Source organism: Phormidesmis sp. 146-20, assembly GCF_052939475.1.
On record NZ_JBJPHT010000018.1, the window covers coordinates 71,577 to 90,273 of the forward strand.

Here is an 18,697-nt window from a genome sequence, read left to right on the forward strand (position 1 = left end):
CCCTCTTCCCTTCTCCCTTCTCCCTCATTTCTGAACCGTTCTCGCCAGTCCAACCTGATCGAGCAACAGAGCTAAGTCTGACTGTAATGTGGGGTTGGGTTTGCTGATGTAGGGAGTGGCTATCGCCGTCAATGCGTCATACCAGTAGCCCGATTGTGCGTAGAGCATGGCGCGATCGCGATCAGAGTTAGCTAACCGAAATTGTTTGGTTTCTTTGGCAGACAGTTGGACTCGTTGAATCCAGGCTTGATAGGTGGGATTGGTCGATCGTTCATCTTCAGAACGAATCAAAGACACTGACCAGCGATAGTCAGCATTGGGGGTGAGTTCTGGTAAGTTTTGTGGCATTTCGATTTTCGAGATTCCCGCCTGCTTGACCTGGACACGCTGCACAAAAATCGGAGTGCCCACGCCTCGTTTATACAAAGCAATTTCTACGGGCACCGTTGGAACGCTGGAGAAATACCAGAAAAAAGCAGGATGCCCAGCAGTCGTCAGTGCTATATGATCTTTGGGCACCAGCAACTCTACTTTGACCCGTAAGGCTTCTCCACCCGTCCGTGACCCGGCTCCTTGAGTGCTGACAATCTTCCGGGTTTTGGGCAGTTGATAGCGAAAATTAGAACGAGGAGCCGCGATCGCAGCGTTTTCTTTCAAGGGCGAAGGATTAGAAGTCAGGTCGATCGCTGCTAACTCTGAAAGAGTCAACATAGAAACGGCCGTCAAAATCAAAGTCGCTAATCTAAATGGACGCATCATTTTCACAGTAGTTTGATTGATTGAGAAGTCTGTCGATTGTCTTGTAATTTTTATACAAAAAGCTTCGCGAACATTACGGCTAACACTCAATCGTTATAGCCCAAAAAAATTATTCCCTACAGAAAATACATAGTTGAGGATGTTTATATTTACCAAAGCTTTGATCCAGTCCTCCGGAATTCATTTAAGTAAATATTCGGATACAACACAGGAGGCTTGAAGAAGACGTTGGACGTTGGACGTAAGGTTCGAGTTTAAGGAGTGTAGATTGAATAAAACCGACGATTGGTAGGTAGGTTGAGCCACGCAAAGTGACACGATTTCAACCGTTGGCGGGGCCTTTCCCTAGCGCTCAACCCACTCTACAAGATTCGATATTATTGAACTCTCATTTCTAACGTCTAAGCTCTAATAATGGCTAACGTCCCACCTCTCGCACTCCGGTCTAACATTCCAGAGGAATTAGGTTCTAGCATGTGGGCATGATAACTACATCAAATCTTTGGCGTTCAACATATGTGGAAGCAGTTAAGATACAAAGTCTGGCAATGGCGAATTGTGATTGCGATCGCCCCCAGTGTCGCCGGGCTTGTCATGCTCATTCGATATAGCGGATCGCTGCAACCGCTAGAGTGGTGGAGCCTGGATCAATTGTTCTGTCTGCGCCCTGTAGAATCGCCAGAGTCAAGAATTGTCGTCGTTGAGGTTCAGGAAGCTGATCTGAGAAAAGTCAAAAAATGGCCCATGTCAGACACAATGCTGGCAGATTTATTGACCAAAATTAGACAACAAACCCCAGCCGCGATCGGGCTGGATCTCTACCGAGATTTGCCCGTCGAACCGGGACATCAACAGCTAAATCAAATTTTTCAAACCACCCCGAATCTGATTGGAATCAAAAAAGCAATCAGTGATGGAAAGGGAGCCGCAATCGATCCGCCACCCAAATTAAAAGAACTCGATCAAGTTGCAGCGAACGATGTCATCGTCGATTCAGATGGAAAAATTAGACGGGGAATTCTTTATCTTACGGATCAAAATGACAACAATGTGATGTCACTTCCGTTAATGCTGGCGGCCATCTATCTAGAACAGAAAAATAAACCCTTAACCGTATCTGAGCAAGAACAGATCAAATTTGGTGAAGCTGTATTACCCGCCTTTCGTGAAAATGATGGTGGCTATGTCCGATCGGACGATGGCGGCTACCAAATTTTATTGAACTATCGCGGTACTCAATCCAGCTTTTTGAGGGTTTCGATGTCAGACGTTTTGGCAAATAAAATTCCTACTAACTTACTGCGCGATCGCATTGTTCTAATTGGCCCCGTTGCCGAAAGTCTTAGAGATGTTTTTTACACGCCCTACAGTAACGATCTGCGAAACATTGCCAAACTGCCTCCTCAGATGCCAGGGGTTTATTATCATGCCAATCTGACCAGCCAACTGTTGAGTACTGCCCTCGACGATCGCCCCTTGATCAAAACCTGGGGCAAATCGATCGAGCTACTGTGGATTCTCGTCTGGTCGATTGTAGGAACGGCGGGTAGCTGGTTATTGCGTCCGACGGGTCAGGTTCGGCATCCGCTTCAGATTGTTGGGCGGCGATCGCTGATTCCCCTGGCGGCGGTGGGGTCGATCGGGACGGCTTATGCAGCGTTTCTCATGGGTTGGTGGCTGCCTTTGGTGCCGGGACTGTTGGCTTTGGGCGGTTCGACTTTGGCGGTGACGGCTTATTTTGCTCAACTCTCCGCCAGAATTCGCAGTACGTTTGGCCGCTATCTCACCGAACAGGTTGTCACCAGCTTATTAGAAACGCCGGACGGTCTAAAATTTGGCGGCGATCGTCGCAAAGTCACGATTCTCATGTCCGATATCCGCGGATTTTCGGCCATTTCTGAGCGCTGTCCGCCCGAAAAAGTCGTGCATTTTCTCAACATTTATCTCGAAGTGATGGCCGATGTGATCACCCAATACGGCGGCACGATCGATGAGTTTATCGGTGATGGAATTTTGGTGATTTTTGGGGCGCTACAGCCTTCAGAAGATGATGCCCATCGCGCGATCGCCTGCGCCATTGCAATGCAATTGGCCATGAATCAGATCAATCAACAGATCCAGTCTTTAGACATCCCTAATCTAGAAACTGGAATCGGAATCAACACAGGAGAAGTCGTCGTTGGCAACATTGGATCGATCAAGCGAGCAAAATACGGGGTCGTCGGCAGCAATGTTAATTTGACCGGGCGCATCGAGTCTTATACCGTCGGCGGTCAGATTTTGATTTCTGAATCCACACTGCACGAAGTCGGGGCGATCGTTCGCATTGATGGGCAAATTCCCATCCAGCCCAAAGGCTTTCAAGAACCAATTATGATCTACGACATCGGTGGTATTGGGGAACCGTTCAATCTATTTCTACCCAAGACAGGACAGGTGTTTCACGAACTCACCGCCCCCATTCCTATCCAGTTTTTTGTTCTCGACGGCAAACACATTTCAGGCAGTCAGCTTTCTGGATGGATTACAAAACTCTCGCCCAAACAAGCAGAACTCAAAACCGAGCAGCCCATTCCCTTGCTCAGTAACCTCAAAATCACGCTCGCCGCCGCCCCCGGAGAAGATCTCTACATCAAAATTGTGGAACAAGCGATCGCCGATCAGCCCTGTTATCACGGCTACTTTACGTCCATTCCCGCAGCGACGAAACAGATATTATCCACCTTCATTTCCCCATCAATTCAATAACGCCACTTGAATCATCTGCCGCCCAAACTGCCTATTCTGGGGGACTTCCGAGCTTTGAATCACAATGGTTCATACCTGAATTCAGCACTGCTCATAACATTAAGCTCGAATCGCTATCTAGTTTGACGTTGGTTACAGAGTCGATCGTAAGCTGCCGCAAAATCTTCCTGGGTAATTTGAATCGCACTCGGATCGCTCAGTCCTTGACCTCGATAGCGACGCACTGCTTCTAGAGCCGCTTGATTGCTCAATAGGGCTAAGTCTGCTCCATTCCAATCGTCAGTTAAGTCTGCCCAGGTGTCCAACGCTACTTCTGCCAAAGGTCGATCGTGGTTATGAACCTGCAAAATCGCGAGACGACTCGTACGATCAGGCAAATCTACTTTTAGCTGCAAATCCAATCTTCCCGATCGCAACAAAGCCGGATCGAGCGCTTCAGGACGATTAGTTGCGCCGACTAAAAGCACATTGGGACAGTCGTGTAGTCCATCTAACTCAGTCAGCAGTTGACCCACGACGCGATCGCTCACACCCGAATCTCCCTGAAAGCTGCCCCGCGCTGGAGCCAGTGTATCAATCTCATCGACAAACACCACACAGGGAGCCGCCTGACGCGCTTTGGCAAACAGTTCTCTGACCGCTTGTTCGGATGCGCCCACCCATTTGCTCAACAGTTCGGGCCCATTGACGGCGATGAAGTTTGCTTGTGCTTGAGAGGCGACGGCTTTGGCTAATAGGGTTTTTCCGGTTCCGGGCGGCCCCCAGAGGAGAATGCCTCGTGGCGCTTTTGCTTTGGTTCGGTGATAGAGTTCGGGATACAGCAAGGCACCTTCGACCGATTCTTGGAGCGTTTGCTTGAGGTCATCCAGTCCACCGATCGCATCCCACGCCACATTAGGAGATTCAACCTCGACCGATCGCAAGACAGCAGGCTTGATTTGTTTGAGCGCTTGCAGAAAATCAGACTGAGTTACGGTGATTGTCGTTGGCACCGGGGCATTCAAAGCAGGCATCAATCGACGCAGCGCAGTGTAGGCCGCTTTTTGACAAAGTGCTTTCAAATCGGCACCCACCATGCCCACCGACTGATCGGCGATCGCGCCCAACTCCACATCTCCCAGCGGCATTGTCTTGGTCAGCAGCTTGAGAATTTCTAATCGTCCTGAGCGATCGGGCACCCGAAACTGCACTTCACGATCAAATCTACCGGGACGACGCAAGGCCGGATCGAGGTGGTCGGGGCGATTTGTCGCTGCCAAAACAATCACGCCCTGAGTCTGAGCAAATCCATCCATCAAGCTCAGCAGTTGGGCTACGACTCGCTTTTCGACTTCGCCTTCGACTTTGGAGCGATCGGGCGCAAGGCTGTCGATTTCATCAATAAACACCAGACAGGGAGCCGATTTCACCGCTTTGTCAAACAAACTTCGCAATCGGGCTTCGGCTTCTCCGTAGTATCGACCCATAATTTCTGGCCCGACGATCGCAATATAGTTGACCTCCAAATCTTCTGCCAACTTGCGGGCGGTCAAGGTTTTGCCTGTGCCAGGTGGGCCGACCAAAAGGACACCAGACGGCGGTTCTAGCCCCAATAGCGTCAGAAGATCCGATCGCTTGAGTGGCAGTTCGACCAGTTCTCGCAGTTCTCGCAAGACTTCAGACAATCCCCCAACCCCGGTGAGCGTGACAGCAGGAATGTCAGCTTGAGGCGGCGGCGTAATAATGACATTGCCACTAGAACTATCTGACTCATCGACAGTTTGACTCGAAGTGCGTGACGCAGTGCCAACCCTGGAAGCCTCGCCGCGAGAATGGTTAGAAACGTCTGGACTAAATGAGTTTTCGCCCCTGCCTTCGATCTCTCTGACAAAGCTTAAAAGTTCTTCAAATCCTTGATCTAGCCGTTCTTCAAGCTCTCTAAAAAGGTTATCCATAGGTTCGCACACGCCAATGCTTTTAGTATAGTTGGCAGAGTCTAGAGCGTGTTTTTGGCATGTCTGAGCCTGTCTGCCCTATCTTCAAAAGCACTCTGGACAACTTTGATGGCTTGAACCTTTAGCGACGATTTTTTTGGATAAAGCCTCAATAAGGGTTAGCTTTTAGCAACTTTCGATCGACTCCAGGATAGTCTTCAAATCCCTTCACAAGTCGTAATGTTACGTCAGTTCGATGAGAGTGGCTCGCTTCGTTTTAATCGGCTTCAGCCCCCTAAATTCCCTAAAATTGGCAGCTTGGGGGGATGAAGTGCTGAATAACGGAGCGGAAAACCCCCATCGAATTCACGTTAATATTGAATGCGCTGGATTGAGAAATCAAGATGTTTAGTCCAACGCTAGTCGCTAAAAGCCAACCGCCTGAAGTGACTCGACTATTTGGGAGCCACGCGCTCTTTAAAGGATTTGCCCGCAGAAAAAGCAGGTACACGGGTCGCAGGAATCTGCATCGTCTCGCCTGTTTTTGGGTTGCGTCCTTCGCGAGCTTGGCGATCTCTGACTTCAAAGTTGCCAAAGCCTACCAGACTCACTTTGTCTCCTGTAGCAACGGTTTCCAAAATCGTGTCGAGCATTGCGCTCAAAATGGCATCCGCTTCCTTTTTGGTGACATCCGCTTTTTGCGCGATCGCATCTACTAATTCGCCCTTATTCATTGAGTTTCCTCACATAACAGACGCTAAATTGTAGTTCACGATCGTCTAGTGTGCAAGTGTACTAGAAGAAATCATCTTTTGGTCAGAGACTTAACGAGATTTTCTACAAAACACAAGACGCTGACCCGTGACTTTCGGCATAAAGTTTCTCAAACTGAGGAGGGGATCTTCTAGCTCAAGTATCCGTTTTTGGCGTTGTTGATTGGAGGGATGAATCTGTGAGAAGTGTCCATCTTTTCGCCCCCTAAATCCCCCAAAATTGGGGGACTTTGAACCTTGGGTTTCCCGCGCTTTGGGGCAATTCATCCCCTGATTCAGCAACGCCCCGTTTTTAACCAAACAGAGTTCAACCCAAAGACATTAGCCAGAGACGAAAGAATCCCTGCCTTCCCCTGATGTCCACAGCCCACAGCCCACAGCCCACAGCCCACAGTCCACAGGACAAATAGGGACAACGCTTTCGTGCACCTTCGGCTTAATTTTCTTGCCTCAATTCTCTAGCTCGTCATCTGTTGCACCAGAGCTAAGACCTGACTGCGACTCAGCTTTTCAGATCCATGCAGCATTGCGTCGAGGGTGGCGTGACCCAGCGCGAGAATGATTTGACAAAAGTCCATTGCAGGGCTACCCAAAACCAGCGAAGCAGTATAGGCATCGGCTAACTGAATGTTGCGACGGGCATAGGCTTGCAGATCATCGCTCGTCCAGCCGTCTGGGTAAAAATCAACGCCGCGCGTCAAGTCTTCACTGTGGTTACGAAGAATGTTGACCGCCTGCAACCCTCGACCAAAGCCGATCGCTTCAACTCGATCGGTCTTCGTGCCGTCATACCAGGCCCACAGATCTGAGAGCAGCAGACCCACCGAACCCGCTACGCTAAAAGTATAGCGATCGAGATCCTGTTCGGTTTGAATTTTCCAGTTGCAGTCGGCCCAGTGCGCCATGCGATCGGACATTGCAGCGGTGGCTTCCCAGATGCGCGGCGCAATCGAGTTGGGAGCCAGGGTTGCCCATTCTCCAATTCTCAGCGACACCTCTGGCAAGCGATCGACCGATTCACCAAACGCAGATTTGAACGCATCTTCTCCAAATCCGTCGATTCCTGACTGCAAAGTGAGACTAATTTCCCGTAAAATTTTGGCTTTAGTCGCATTTTCAAGCAGGGGATCGTCTTCAATTTCGTCGATCGCCCGCATACATAAATAAGCAGATGCAACGGCTTCTTGAAGACCTGAAGGCAAACGACTGATGGGAATAAAAAAAGTCCGACTGGTCTCTTTCAGAATCTCTAAAGCGTCTTTACGTGGGTTCATGCTGTGTTCACTCCTCTCTCGAAACCTTTATAGCAGGTTGTGATCTAAAAATGGCGATTACGTTAGAAAGCACCGTTCTTAACTGACTTAAAGCAACTGGTTTCGATCGCACAATTTTCACTATTTTTGTCATGAATTATTGGTTAATGAAATCTGAACCCAATGTCTATGGGATCGCTGACCTCAAGCGCGATCGTCAAACGATTTGGGATGGAGTCCGCAACTATCAAGCGCGAAATTTTTTGCGATCAATGCAGTCTGGAGATCTGGTCTTCTTTTACCACTCCAACACGCTGCCTCCGGGGATTGCAGGTGTGATGAAAGTCATCAAATCAGAGGTTGCTGACCCAACGCAGTTTGATCCTGATAGCCCTTATTACGACGCAAAATCAACGCAAGATTCTCCCCGATGGCAAACCGTTTGTGTGGAATTTGTCGAAGAATTGCCCGATTTAGTTTCTTTAGAAATGCTGCGATCGACGTTCACCTCAGATGAATTGCTCGTCGTGCGTCAGGGCAATCGACTTTCCGTAATGCCAGTTCCTGAAGCGGTAGCTAAAAAGATTCTGACGATCGTGCCTGAGTAAATGCCTCGGGTGCCTGCACCTCCTCATTTTCTGTAGGTTGGTGTTGAGCAGAGCGAAACCCAACAAAAGCCCTTCTGCACCCAAAGCGAAAGAATGGTTACTCACCCTCACCGAAATTGCTCGATCGTCTCTTGTGTCCAGAGATCAAGAGATGGAGTCAATCGACAAATCGACAAATCGATCTGTTTTACAAAAGCCCAAGGCAACGCTTAACACTTCATCTGTTTTTGTAACCGCTAAGATAGAATTGTTAAGGCTTCTTTACTGTGTTCGCTTCATCTGCGTTTTTATAAAGAAGATCCCAACCCTATTGCAGACTTCCCTAATCCTTTTCGCAGGAACCTTCCTATGACTCTCCCGATTCGCAACGTTGCGATTATTGCCCACGTTGACCACGGTAAAACAACTCTCGTCGATGCACTGCTCAAGCAAGCTGGCACGTTCCGCGAAGGGGAAGCCGTTCCGGACTGCGTGATGGACTCTAATGATCTGGAGCGGGAGCGAGGCATTACCATTTTGTCCAAAAATACGGCTGTCCGCTACAAAGAGACGCTGATTAATATTGTCGATACGCCCGGACACGCTGACTTTGGCGGAGAAGTAGAGCGCGTGTTGGGCATGGTAGATGGCTGTTTGCTGATCGTCGATGCCAACGAAGGCCCGATGCCTCAGACCCGCTTTGTGTTGAAGAAAGCACTAGAGAAAGGGCTGCGCCCGATCGTCTTCGTCAACAAAATCGATCGCCCGCGTGCCGATCCTCACGTCGCCGTTGATAAGGTGCTGGATCTCTTTCTAGAGCTGGGGGCTGATGACGATCAGTGCGAGTTTCCTTACCTGTTTGGGTCGGGTCTGTCGGGGTTTGCCAAAGACACCCTCGAAGAAGAATCGCCCGATATGAAGCCGCTGTTTGAGGCGATTTTGCGCCACGTTCCGCCACCTGTGGGCGATCCTGAAAAGCCCTTACAACTTCAAGTCACGACGCTCGACTACTCAGATTACCTGGGTCGGATTGTGATCGGCAAGATCCACAACGGCACAATTCGCATGGGTCAGCAGGCCGCGATCGTCACCGAAACAGGCGCGATCGTCAAGTCCAAAATCTCCAAGCTGATGGGTTTTGAAGGTCTCAAGCGGATCGAAATCGCAGAAGCCACAGCGGGAAATCTGGTTGCGGTGGCTGGGTTTGCTAATGCCAACATCGGTGAAACGATTACTGATCCCAACGATCCGCAAGCGCTGCCCTTGATCAAAGTAGACGAACCGACCCTACAAATGACCTTCTCGGTCAACGATTCCCCCTTTGCAGGTCAGGAAGGCGATTTTGTCACCTCAAGACAGCTACGCGATCGTCTCTTCCGCGAACTCGAAACCAACGTGGCTTTGAGAATTGAGGAAACCGATTCTCCTGACAAACTCGCCGTTTCAGGGCGGGGCGAACTTCACCTGGGCATCTTGATCGAAACCATGCGCCGAGAAGGGTATGAGTTTCAGGTGTCTCAGCCGCAAGTCATCTTCCGCGAAGTCAGCGGTCAGCCTTGCGAACCTTACGAAACCCTCGTCTTAGACGTACCCGAAGAAGCGGTGGGCGGCTGTATTGAGCGCCTGGGTCAGCGCAAAGGTGAAATGCAAGACATGCAGGTGGGCGCAAATTCTCGCACTCAGTTGGAGTTTGTAATCCCGGCACGGGGGCTGATTGGCTTCCGGGGTGAGTTTATGCGGATGACTCGTGGTGAAGGCATCATGAACCACAGCTTCCTTGATTACCGTCCGCTCAGTGGCGATATCGAAACTCGTCGCAATGGCGTGATGACCTCCTTTGAGGAAGGCGTGGCCACCTTCTACTCGATGCAGAATGCGGAAGATCGCGGCGTGTTCTTTATCCGTCCAGGTGCCAAGGTTTACAAAGGCATGATCGTCGGCGAACACAATCGCCCTCAAGATCTGGAGCTAAACGTCTGCAAAACCAAACAGCTAACCAACCACCGCGCTTCTGGGGGCGAAGAATTGGTGCAGTTGAAAGAACCGATCGACATGAGTCTAGAACGCGCTCTAGAATACATCGGCGGCGATGAACTGCTCGAAGTCACGCCTGCCTCGATTCGGTTGAGAAAGATCGCTAAAGCTAAAAAGCTGGCGAAAAAATAACTGAGTAGGGCGATACTCAAATCGCCTCTTGCCTCAAAAACTCAAAAGGGACAGATTCAGCAAATTTGCGATCCGTCCCTTCTTTTGTTGTTTGTTTGTTTGTGTTCGTTGTCTGAATTTATTCCAGCCGCTACACCGGATTGTATTCTCGTGCCGTCGGGTCAAACTCGCGATTGGACGATCGTCCCGGATCGTACCCTTCGTTGCGAACTCGTCGGCGCAGATCTCCCGCATCTGGCGAGGCTTTGACCGCATCGTCGGGGCTGATTCGACCCAACAGGATCAGTTCACACAGGGCTTGATTCATCACCTGCATTCCTTCATTGGTATCGGTCTCCATGAGCTGGAAGGCATCAGTTTCTAAACCTTTGAGCAGATAATCTTGCATCGCGGGAGTGTTGAGCAAGATCTCGTGGACTGCCGTCCGTCTGCCGTCTGTGGTAGGCAACAACTGCTGCGAAACCACCGAGATTAGCGATTCTAGAATCTGAGTCCGCATCGCAGCCTGTTCGTCAGGGTTGTAGATGTTGAGTAGACGATTGACCGTCCCGATCGCGCTCTTGGTGTGCAGCGTTCCCAAAACCAGGTGCCCGGTCTGAGCAGCTTTGAGCGCCGTATCGACGGTAATTCTGTCCCGCATTTCCCCGATTAGAATCACGTCAGGATCTTCCCGCAGTACAGCCCGCAGCGCCTGGTGAAACTCGTGAGTGTGTAGTCCGACTTCTCGCTGACTGATCAGACACTTGTTAGAAGCGTGAACGTACTCAATCGGATCTTCGATCGTCACAATATGCCGACTGTCTGACTCGTTGAGTTCTCGAATCATCGCGGCGATCGAGGTCGATTTCCCTGATCCAGTCGGGCCCGTGACCAAAATCAACCCCTGGGGATAGGTAACCAGATGTTTGAGAACGGGGGGCAACCCCAACCCATCGATCGACGGCACATCCAGAGAAATCAGACGCAGCACGATCGCCCCACCTGTTAGCGTTTCAAAGCAGTTGACCCGACAGCGCAGAAACCCTGGATAGTAGATCGCCGTATCCAATTCTTGTTCAGTTTCAAACCGTCTACGCTGCTCAGGGTTGAGAATTTCCTCCAGGTATCGCTTAAACAATTCTGGGCTGACAGAGGCCTGCTCGCCGACGCGCGTAATTTGCCCCCGCACCCGAAATCGAGGCGGCTCACCCACGCGGATGTGAATGTCAGAAGCTTGTCGAGAATGGGCTTCTTTGACCATTTGCTCGATCGTCAAAATTCCCCCGATCGGTTTGGCTCTAGGTGTTCCTAACTGCACGGGAGGCGGTGGCGGCGGAACAGAATCAGCCTGGGATCGAGGGGAAGGAACGCCCTGCATTGGCATATCTCTTTTCGCTTTCTCGTCTAAAGGGTTGGAGTTGGTCATAATAAATCAGGCGGGTTCCAGTAAAGTAAGCTCCTGACCGGACTAGTTTGAGCGTCCACAAATTTTATCGGACAACTCAAAGATTTTCTAGCTTTTGCGAATGTACCTAAAATTCTATCGGCTATAAATCCTGTCACTCATGTTTTTTACGATTATTGTCTATTCAGGGGCAAGATAAAGCCTGAAACGAGAGAAATTTAAGAAGATTTGTGACTATCTCTTGAGTATTTTGTGAATATTTTATGAAGACTCTTTGAATAAATTGAGAATGAGCTTGCAAACTCGATTCGCACACTGGCTAGAAACTCACTGGTTGACCCCTGCCTATAGCGGTTGGGTGCTGGGTGGGTTGGCTTTGTTCTTTTTTATGGCGGCGACAAATACGCTGGCGGGCTGGCTGTATGTAATCAGTGGGGTGACGGTGGCGCTGTTGGCGATCGCAGCCTTCCTCTCGGCCCAAAATCTGCGGGGCATTCAGATTGTGCGTCGTCCAATCTATCCGGTTAGCGCGGGAGACGACCTGACGATCGAGTTGTTGATTCAAAACACAGCCGCCAAGCCCAAAAGCCTGCTGCAAATTCACGATTTGATTCCTCATGTATTGGGAGAACCAGTCAGCAAAGTGATCGAGACGGTAAATGTCGAAAATCCGCAGTATTGGGTCTATCAGCAGCCCACGCAGCGACGCGGAGTTTATCGCTGGCAAACGGTTCAGGTGCGATCGGCGGCTCCGTTGGGGCTATTTTGGGGGCGACGCAGCCAGACGGTAAAGGCAACGGCGATCGTGTATCCAACTGTCTTACCGCTAACGCGCTGCCCGCTCGTGGATGAAATCGGTCGAGAATCGAGTTTGCAAATTAACAGCGATCGTCGCGCTCAGACTGCGAGTGAAGGATTGACGCGATCGCTGCGTCCCTATCGCTGGGGTGACTCGACTCGTCTAATTCATTGGCGCACCAGTGCCCGCTATGGAGAACTGCGAATTCGCGAACTCGAACGCTTTACCGGAGGTCAAGAAGTTATCGTCTGTCTGGACAGCGGAGCCACCTGGGAGCACGAAGCGTTTGAATCGGCCGTCATCGCGGCTGCCTCACTCTACTTCTATGCCGCTCACCAAAATTTCAACATCCGTCTCTGGACAGCCGCCACAGGTCTAATTCAAGGCGAACAGCGGGTTTTGGAAACTCTGGCGGTCACCGATGCAGGCGAAGAAAATTTGCGGGGCGATCTGCCAACCTTACCGCTCATTTGGCTGACCCAAAATCCGCTCAGTCTGGATGGGTTGCCCCAGGGGAGCCGCTGGGTACTGTGGCAGTCAGCGTTAAAAGAAAAAGCTTTGGCTCCTGGCATTTTGATTCGAGACGATCGCTCCCTTCAATCTCAGCTTCAAGACGCGCTCGATCGCTTCTAAAAACAAAGCACACAATTTTCTGGCTTCAGATCCGCTAATGTGAAGACACCCTTCAAGTTAAAGAGGCGACGCTCTAGCCTCAATCTTCGTTGCATTGTATGAATTCTGATTCTTTCTCCGAATTCTCTCAGCTTGATTCTTCTCAAGTGGCTTCTGGAGATGATTCGGATTCATCCGCACGCTTTGCGATCGTCGGGATTGGCGCTTCGGCAGGCGGTTTAGAAGCCTTTAGTGAGTTGCTGAGTCATTTGCCAACCGACACAGGCATGGGATTTGTGCTGATCCAACATTTAGCGCCTTATCAAAAGAGCCTGCTCACTGAGCTTTTGACCAAAACGACCTCGATGCCTGTGAGTGAGGCGCAAGACGGCACGATCGTCGCACCCAATCAGGTTTATATTATTCCGCCCAATACTAAGATGACGCTGGTAGAAGGGGCACTGAGACTGATGCCGCGCGAAAAAATTCGGGGGACTTATCTTCCGGTTGACGCTTTTTTTACATCATTGGCCCTGGATCGAGGACACACTGCGATCGCGGTCGTTTTGTCGGGTGGCGATGGAGATGGATCGGTGGGCATTGACGCAATCAAAGCAGCAGGCGGCGTGACGTTTGCTCAATGTGAAGGAACGGCGAAAAACGAAAGTATGCCGAATACCGCCGTCGCCACTGGGCATGTCGATTTTGTGATGACTCCGAGCGCGATCGCCGCAGAACTGTCCAACCTCAGCCGTCACCCCTTTGTCTCGGCTCCGCTGCAAACGGTGGTTTCTTTGCCAAATAGTGAAGATGCGCTGTCTACCTTGTTTGGGCTGCTGCGATCGCGCATGGGCGTTGACTTTACGCACTACAAACCCAAGACGCTCGATCGCCGGATTCAGCGACGAATGCTGGTTTATAAATTGGAACGGCTAGAGGATTATGTCCAATATTTGCAAGACAACCCTACTGAAGTCGAGGCGCTCTATCGAGAAATTTTGATTCATGTGACGCATTTTTTTCGTGACCCCGAAGCCTTTGAAGCGCTCAAAAAGCAAGTGTTTCCGGTGATTACGCGACACAAAGCTGACTCCCCGATTCGGATCTGGATACCCGGCTGCTCGACGGGTGAAGAAGTGTACTCGATCGTCATCTGCCTTTTAGAATTTTTGCAGGATGCTGGCATTAATCCTCAAATTCAGATTTTTGCAACGGATATTAGTCAAGGGGCGATCGATACGGCTCGATCGGGCGTTTATCGCGAGAGTCAGATGGCGGATGTCTCACCAGAGCGGCGCAGCAAGTTCTTTTTTGAGGTCGAAGGTGGCTATCAGATCAGTAAGCTTGTCAGAGAACGGTGTATTTTTGCCAGACAAGATTTGAGCCGTGACCCGCCGTTTTCTCACCTCGACTTGATTAGCTGTCGCAACGTGCTGATTTATCTGGGCGAGACGCTGCAAAAGCAGGTGATTCCCATCTTTCATCATGGACTCAGGACAAATGGCTTTTTGCTGCTGGGCACGTCTGAGAGTATTGGTCAGTTTTCTGATTTGTTTGGGTTAGAGAATCGGAAGTACAAAATTTATTCTAAAAAGCTGACAGCGACTCGCCCCAGTTTTTCGTTTGTCACGAGCAAGTATCCCATGATCAAAGACACTGCCCATCAGCCGATCGGTGATCGATCGATCGATCACCGATCGCGCCATTTGACCTGCTCAAAGAAGCCGATCGAATTACTTTAGAACGGTTTGCTCCGAGCGGAGTCTTGATCAATTCCAAGTTAGAGGTTTTACAGATTCGAGGAGAAACCAGCCGCTATCTCAGATTTGCCCCCGGAAAAGCCAGCCTAAATTTGCTCAAAATGGTGCGAGAAGGGCTGGTTGTCGGGCTGCAAGCCGCCATTTATCAAGCCAAAAGTCAGAATGCTCCCGCTCAAAAAAACGGACTACAAATTGACGCTGATGCAGATTCCGGCTTGGTCAATCTTGAGGTGATTCCTTTTAGAGCGCCGATCGCCGATGAACCTTATTTTCTCGTGCTATTTCAACCCGTTGCACCTGCGATCGCACCCTTGATCATCAATTCTCCACAATTAGAACAGACAGACTCAGAGCGAGAAGTGATCCAGCTTCGACAAGCCCTGGAAATCGCTAATCAGGAGCGCACGATCGCCCAGGAATATCTGCAAGCGATCGTTCAGGAGCATGAAAATGTCAATCAAGACTTGAGCATCGCCAACGAGGAAATTTTGTCGAGCAATGAGGAGTTGCAAAGCACTAATGAGGAGCTTGAGACAGCAAAAGAAGAGATTCAAGCGACCAATGAGGAACTCAATACCACCAACGAAGAGCTTCGCAGCCGCAATCTGGCCCTTTATCAAGTCAACAACGATCTGACAAATCTGCTGTCCGGAATCAATATTCCGATCGTCATGCTCGAAAGCGATTTGCGAATTCGACGGTTTACCCCAATGGCTCAGAGCCTGTTTAATCTAATTGCCACTGATATTGGGCGACCCTTTAACGACATTCGACCCAATCTTGACCTTCCCCATCTAGAACGAGCGATCGTCGAGGTGATTGAGACGCTCACTGTCCAGGAGTTTGAATTGCAAACTCAAGACGGACACTGGTATAACTTGCGGATTCGCCCGTATCGCACGATCGAAAATCAAATCGATGGCGCAGTCTTGATTTTGATTGATATCAATGATCTCAAACGCAGCGCAGCCATCCTGGAAACTGCCCGAAATGTCGCTGAAGCTGCTAACCGAGAAAAAGATGTCTTTTTGTCCACCGTCTCTCACGAACTCCGCAATCCACTCAGCGCCATTCTGGGCTACGTTCAACTGCTCAAACTTCGTAGACTCGACGAAGCAAAAATCACCCGCGCATTGGATGTGATCGAACGCAGCGCCCGATCGCAATCTCAACTAATCGAAAGTTTGATCGATACCGCCCGCATTACAAGTGGCAAGATCAAGTTGGAGACTCGACCCCTCAATCTGAATTTGCTGATAGACACGGCGATCGCCACCATTCACCCATCTGCTGAGGAAAAAAACATTCAGATTACGTCTCGCCTCGCTCCGGTTACGGTAACGGGTGATGTCGATCGCCTAAATCAAGTGCTGGGCAATTTGCTGCAAAATGCGATTAAGTTCACTCCTTCGGGCGGCCGAGTCGAAGTCACGCTAGACACAGTAGAGACGCAAGCTCAGATTCGAGTGATCGACACGGGGCGCGGCATTGCGGCAGATGCTCTACCTCATATCTTTGAGCGATTTCGGCAGGGAGCATCTGACACTACAATCAGTCAAGGGTTGGGATTAGGATTGGCGATCGTTCGTCATCTCGTCGAGCTTCATCAGGGCACTGTTTGGGCAGAAAGTCCGGGAGAAGGGCAAGGCACCACTCTATTCGTCAACCTGCCTTTATTGCTGAGTGGCGCGAATTTATTAACCTAAAATTCTCTAAATGTGCTCGGTCAGTTGATTTTGGCTTCGTTTCAATGGGTTGCAGCCCCCTAAATCCTCCAAATTTGGGGACTTTGAAGCTCGAACCCGTTTTGAATTCCAGAATTTTTTTGATCTCAAAGTCGTCCAGAATGGGGGATCTAGGGGGCGAAGTAGCTTGGCGATAAACGATCTTATTTAATTCGCGATCCTGAGTGACCCATGAGCGACATACCTGAAGAGTTTTGGCAAGGGGTTGAACAGTTTAATCAGGGCGAGTTTTATGCTTGTCACGACACCCTAGAAGCCATCTGGATCGAAGCCCCTCCCTTAGAGAAAAATTTTTACCAGGGAATTCTCCAGATCGCGGTCGCCCTCTACCACCTAGGTAACCAAAACTGGCGTGGGGCAGTCATTTTATTGGGAGAAGGTGCCAATCGACTGTGCAAATATCCAGAAGACCATGCCGGGATCGATGTCGGGGATCTGGTTGATCGATCTGTCGAACTGTTGTCAGCCTTGCAACTAGCCGGAAGCAACTGCATTCAAGATATTGTATTGACACCTTCTTTTGACGCGGATTCTGACCACGAATCGCAGAAAGTCTTCCTTCGTCAGCCAACAATCCAGAAGCTTGGGCGATCGGCTGTAGAGTGACTTGATACAGTAGAGCAACTTCTCAATCTGTCGCACGTCATATATGGGAGTCGATCTCCTTGAGATACCCGCAAGGGGTCGTCTGCCAAAAACTACATCTGTCGCGCTCAGGTAAGAGTGATTAACCTGCTGATAGTGATATATTCGAGACGATTCGCCAAGTTTACGCCGCTTTCTATCCTCTGCTTGCTGTAGCCATCATGACATTCTTACCCGTCTTCCGCTTCTCATTTCAGCGCTTGGCCCTGCTGCTGTCTGCAACGTTGATGATTGGGTCTGCTGTGGTCGATCGGGCTGCTGATGCCGTTCCTACTCGCCCTGGCTCGGCCGTTGCTCAAGCGGCTGCACCTTCTCAACCCTTGACGCTGCGGGCCAATAGCACCGTGGCCAATGCCAAAACTGGAGTCGTCGTCGCCAGAGGAAACGTCCAGATCAACTATCCGTCTCGCCAGATTCAAGCTACGGCCGCCCAGGCTGTCTTTTTTAGCAAAGAAAATCGAATTGTCTTGACTGGAAATGTCTACGTGCTGCAACAGGGCAACAGTTTGCGGGGTGAAACGATTACCTACCTGGTCAATGAGGGGCGATTTGAGGCGCTGCCAGACTCCAACAAGCAGGTCGAAGCGATTTATCTGGTTCAAGATGTGCCGCCTGTGCCCCCCGCTGCCCCGTCTGCTGCTGCCCCCACCGCTCCTCCACCCGCCGCCGCCGCTCCTTTTGACTCAAAGCCACAGTTTCAGACACCCGCTTCTACCAAGCGCTAGAATCTTTTAATTAACAGAAAATTGTCACTCAGGAATGAATGGAGCCACGGAGACATCCCAGACTCCCGGTTGGGCTATTTGAAGGAGCGAGTTTGTGAGGATTGTACTAGAGAATATTCATAAGTCGTATGGGCCACGGGCGATCGTCAATCGAGTCAGCCTCTCGGTCTCGCAAGGAGAAATCGTCGGACTGCTTGGGCCCAACGGAGCCGGAAAAACCACGACCTTCTACATCACCACAGGTTTAGAAAAACCAGACAGCGGACGGGTTTGGCTCAACGATCGTGAGATTACCGCTCTGCCCATTAACCAGCGAGCAAAATTGGGGATCGGCTATCTGGCGCAAGAGGCCAGCATTTTTCGATATCTCACTGTTCAGGAAAACATTCAATTAGTGCTGGAGCAGACCAACGTCCCTCAATGGCAATGGAACGATCGCCTCAGCAGTCTGCTCAAAGAATTTCGGCTCGAAAAAGTCGCTTCTACACTAGGGATTCAAGTCTCCGGAGGAGAACGTCGCCGCACAGAATTAGCCAGAGCGTTAGCATCAGGAGTTGAAGGCCCAAAATTTCTGCTGCTCGATGAACCCTTTGCCGGAGTTGACCCGATCGCTGTCGCCGAAATCCAAGAAATCGTCGCTCAACTGCGCGATCGCCAAATGGGAATTCTGATCACCGATCACAATGTTAGAGAAACGCTGGCCATCACCGATCGAGCCTACATCATGCGCGACGGTCAAATCCTTGCCTCTGGCAACGCCGAAGAACTCTACAACAACCCCTTAGTCAGACAATATTACCTCGGAGACAACTTCCAACCCTGACCACT

General features: G+C 50.3%; 14 protein-coding genes. 9 read left to right on the top strand and 5 right to left on the bottom strand.

Translation table 11 applies throughout. The features are described 5' to 3' along the window. Positions 1-24 precede the first annotated feature (24 nt). Positions 25-756, bottom strand: a complete 732-nt coding sequence (locus ACKFKH_RS15970; protein WP_446859308.1) for a DUF928 domain-containing protein — start codon at positions 754-756, stop codon at positions 25-27. A 519-nt stretch (positions 757-1,275) separates the two neighbouring features. Between ACKFKH_RS15970 and ACKFKH_RS15975 the strand changes: the two genes are divergently transcribed. Further along, positions 1,276-3,507: a CHASE2 domain-containing protein gene (locus ACKFKH_RS15975; protein ID WP_446859309.1), complete on the top strand. Its 2,232-nt coding sequence runs from the start codon at positions 1,276-1,278 to the stop codon at positions 3,505-3,507. 113 nt (positions 3,508-3,620) lie between these two features. On the opposite strand, the gene ACKFKH_RS15980 is transcribed toward ACKFKH_RS15975, so the two are convergent. The 3 genes from ACKFKH_RS15980 to ACKFKH_RS15990 all read right to left on the bottom strand — a co-directional run bounded on the left by ACKFKH_RS15980 (position 3,621) and on the right by ACKFKH_RS15990 (position 7,467). Next, positions 3,621-5,441 carry an AAA family ATPase gene (locus ACKFKH_RS15980; RefSeq protein WP_446859311.1) on the bottom strand — a complete coding sequence of 607 codons (1,821 nt, stop codon included), beginning with the start codon at positions 5,439-5,441 and terminating at the stop codon, positions 3,621-3,623. Positions 5,442-5,875: 434 nt separating this feature from the next. Continuing rightward, positions 5,876-6,154, bottom strand: coding sequence for an HU family DNA-binding protein (locus tag ACKFKH_RS15985; protein ID WP_446859312.1), 279 nt, complete (start codon positions 6,152-6,154; stop codon positions 5,876-5,878). 497 nt (positions 6,155-6,651) lie between these two features. Beyond that, positions 6,652-7,467 (bottom strand): squalene/phytoene synthase family protein, encoded by an 816-nt coding sequence (locus ACKFKH_RS15990; RefSeq protein ID WP_446859314.1) that lies wholly within the window; start codon positions 7,465-7,467, stop codon positions 6,652-6,654. Positions 7,468-7,598: 131 nt separating this feature from the next. On the opposite strand from ACKFKH_RS15990, the gene ACKFKH_RS15995 reads away from it, so the two are divergent. Further along, a complete protein-coding gene (locus tag ACKFKH_RS15995) occupies positions 7,599-8,054 on the top strand; it encodes an EVE domain-containing protein (protein WP_446859315.1) in 456 nt (151 codons plus the stop codon). A 348-nt stretch (positions 8,055-8,402) separates the two neighbouring features. After that, positions 8,403-10,199, top strand: a complete 1,797-nt coding sequence (typA, locus tag ACKFKH_RS16000) for a translational GTPase TypA (protein WP_446859316.1) — start codon at positions 8,403-8,405, stop codon at positions 10,197-10,199. Between the two features lie 130 nt (positions 10,200-10,329). On the opposite strand, the gene ACKFKH_RS16005 is transcribed toward typA, so the two are convergent. After that, positions 10,330-11,604 carry a type IV pilus twitching motility protein PilT gene (locus ACKFKH_RS16005; RefSeq protein WP_446859317.1) on the bottom strand — a complete coding sequence of 425 codons (1,275 nt, stop codon included), beginning with the start codon at positions 11,602-11,604 and terminating at the stop codon, positions 10,330-10,332. A 268-nt stretch (positions 11,605-11,872) separates the two neighbouring features. On the opposite strand from ACKFKH_RS16005, the gene ACKFKH_RS16010 reads away from it, so the two are divergent. The 6 genes from ACKFKH_RS16010 to lptB all read left to right on the top strand — a co-directional run bounded on the left by ACKFKH_RS16010 (position 11,873) and on the right by lptB (position 18,692). Then, entirely contained in the window at positions 11,873-13,015 is a 1,143-nt protein-coding gene (locus tag ACKFKH_RS16010; RefSeq protein WP_446859318.1) for a DUF58 domain-containing protein, read from the top strand. Between the two features lie 98 nt (positions 13,016-13,113). After that, positions 13,114-14,736 (top strand): chemotaxis protein CheB, encoded by a 1,623-nt coding sequence (locus ACKFKH_RS16015; RefSeq protein WP_446859319.1) that lies wholly within the window; start codon positions 13,114-13,116, stop codon positions 14,734-14,736. A gap of 23 nt (positions 14,737-14,759) precedes the next feature. Continuing rightward, entirely contained in the window at positions 14,760-16,460 is a 1,701-nt protein-coding gene (locus ACKFKH_RS16020) for an ATP-binding protein (protein WP_446859320.1), read from the top strand. Positions 16,461-16,670: 210 nt separating this feature from the next. Continuing rightward, positions 16,671-17,105 carry a DUF309 domain-containing protein gene (locus ACKFKH_RS16025; RefSeq protein ID WP_446859321.1) on the top strand — a complete coding sequence of 145 codons (435 nt, stop codon included), beginning with the start codon at positions 16,671-16,673 and terminating at the stop codon, positions 17,103-17,105. A 200-nt stretch (positions 17,106-17,305) separates the two neighbouring features. Beyond that, positions 17,306-17,869 carry an LptA/OstA family protein gene (locus tag ACKFKH_RS16030; protein ID WP_446859322.1) on the top strand — a complete coding sequence of 188 codons (564 nt, stop codon included), beginning with the start codon at positions 17,306-17,308 and terminating at the stop codon, positions 17,867-17,869. 94 nt (positions 17,870-17,963) lie between these two features. Next, a complete protein-coding gene (gene lptB / locus ACKFKH_RS16035; RefSeq protein ID WP_446859323.1) occupies positions 17,964-18,692 on the top strand; it encodes an LPS export ABC transporter ATP-binding protein in 729 nt (242 codons plus the stop codon). The last annotated feature ends 5 nt before the right edge of the window (positions 18,693-18,697 follow it).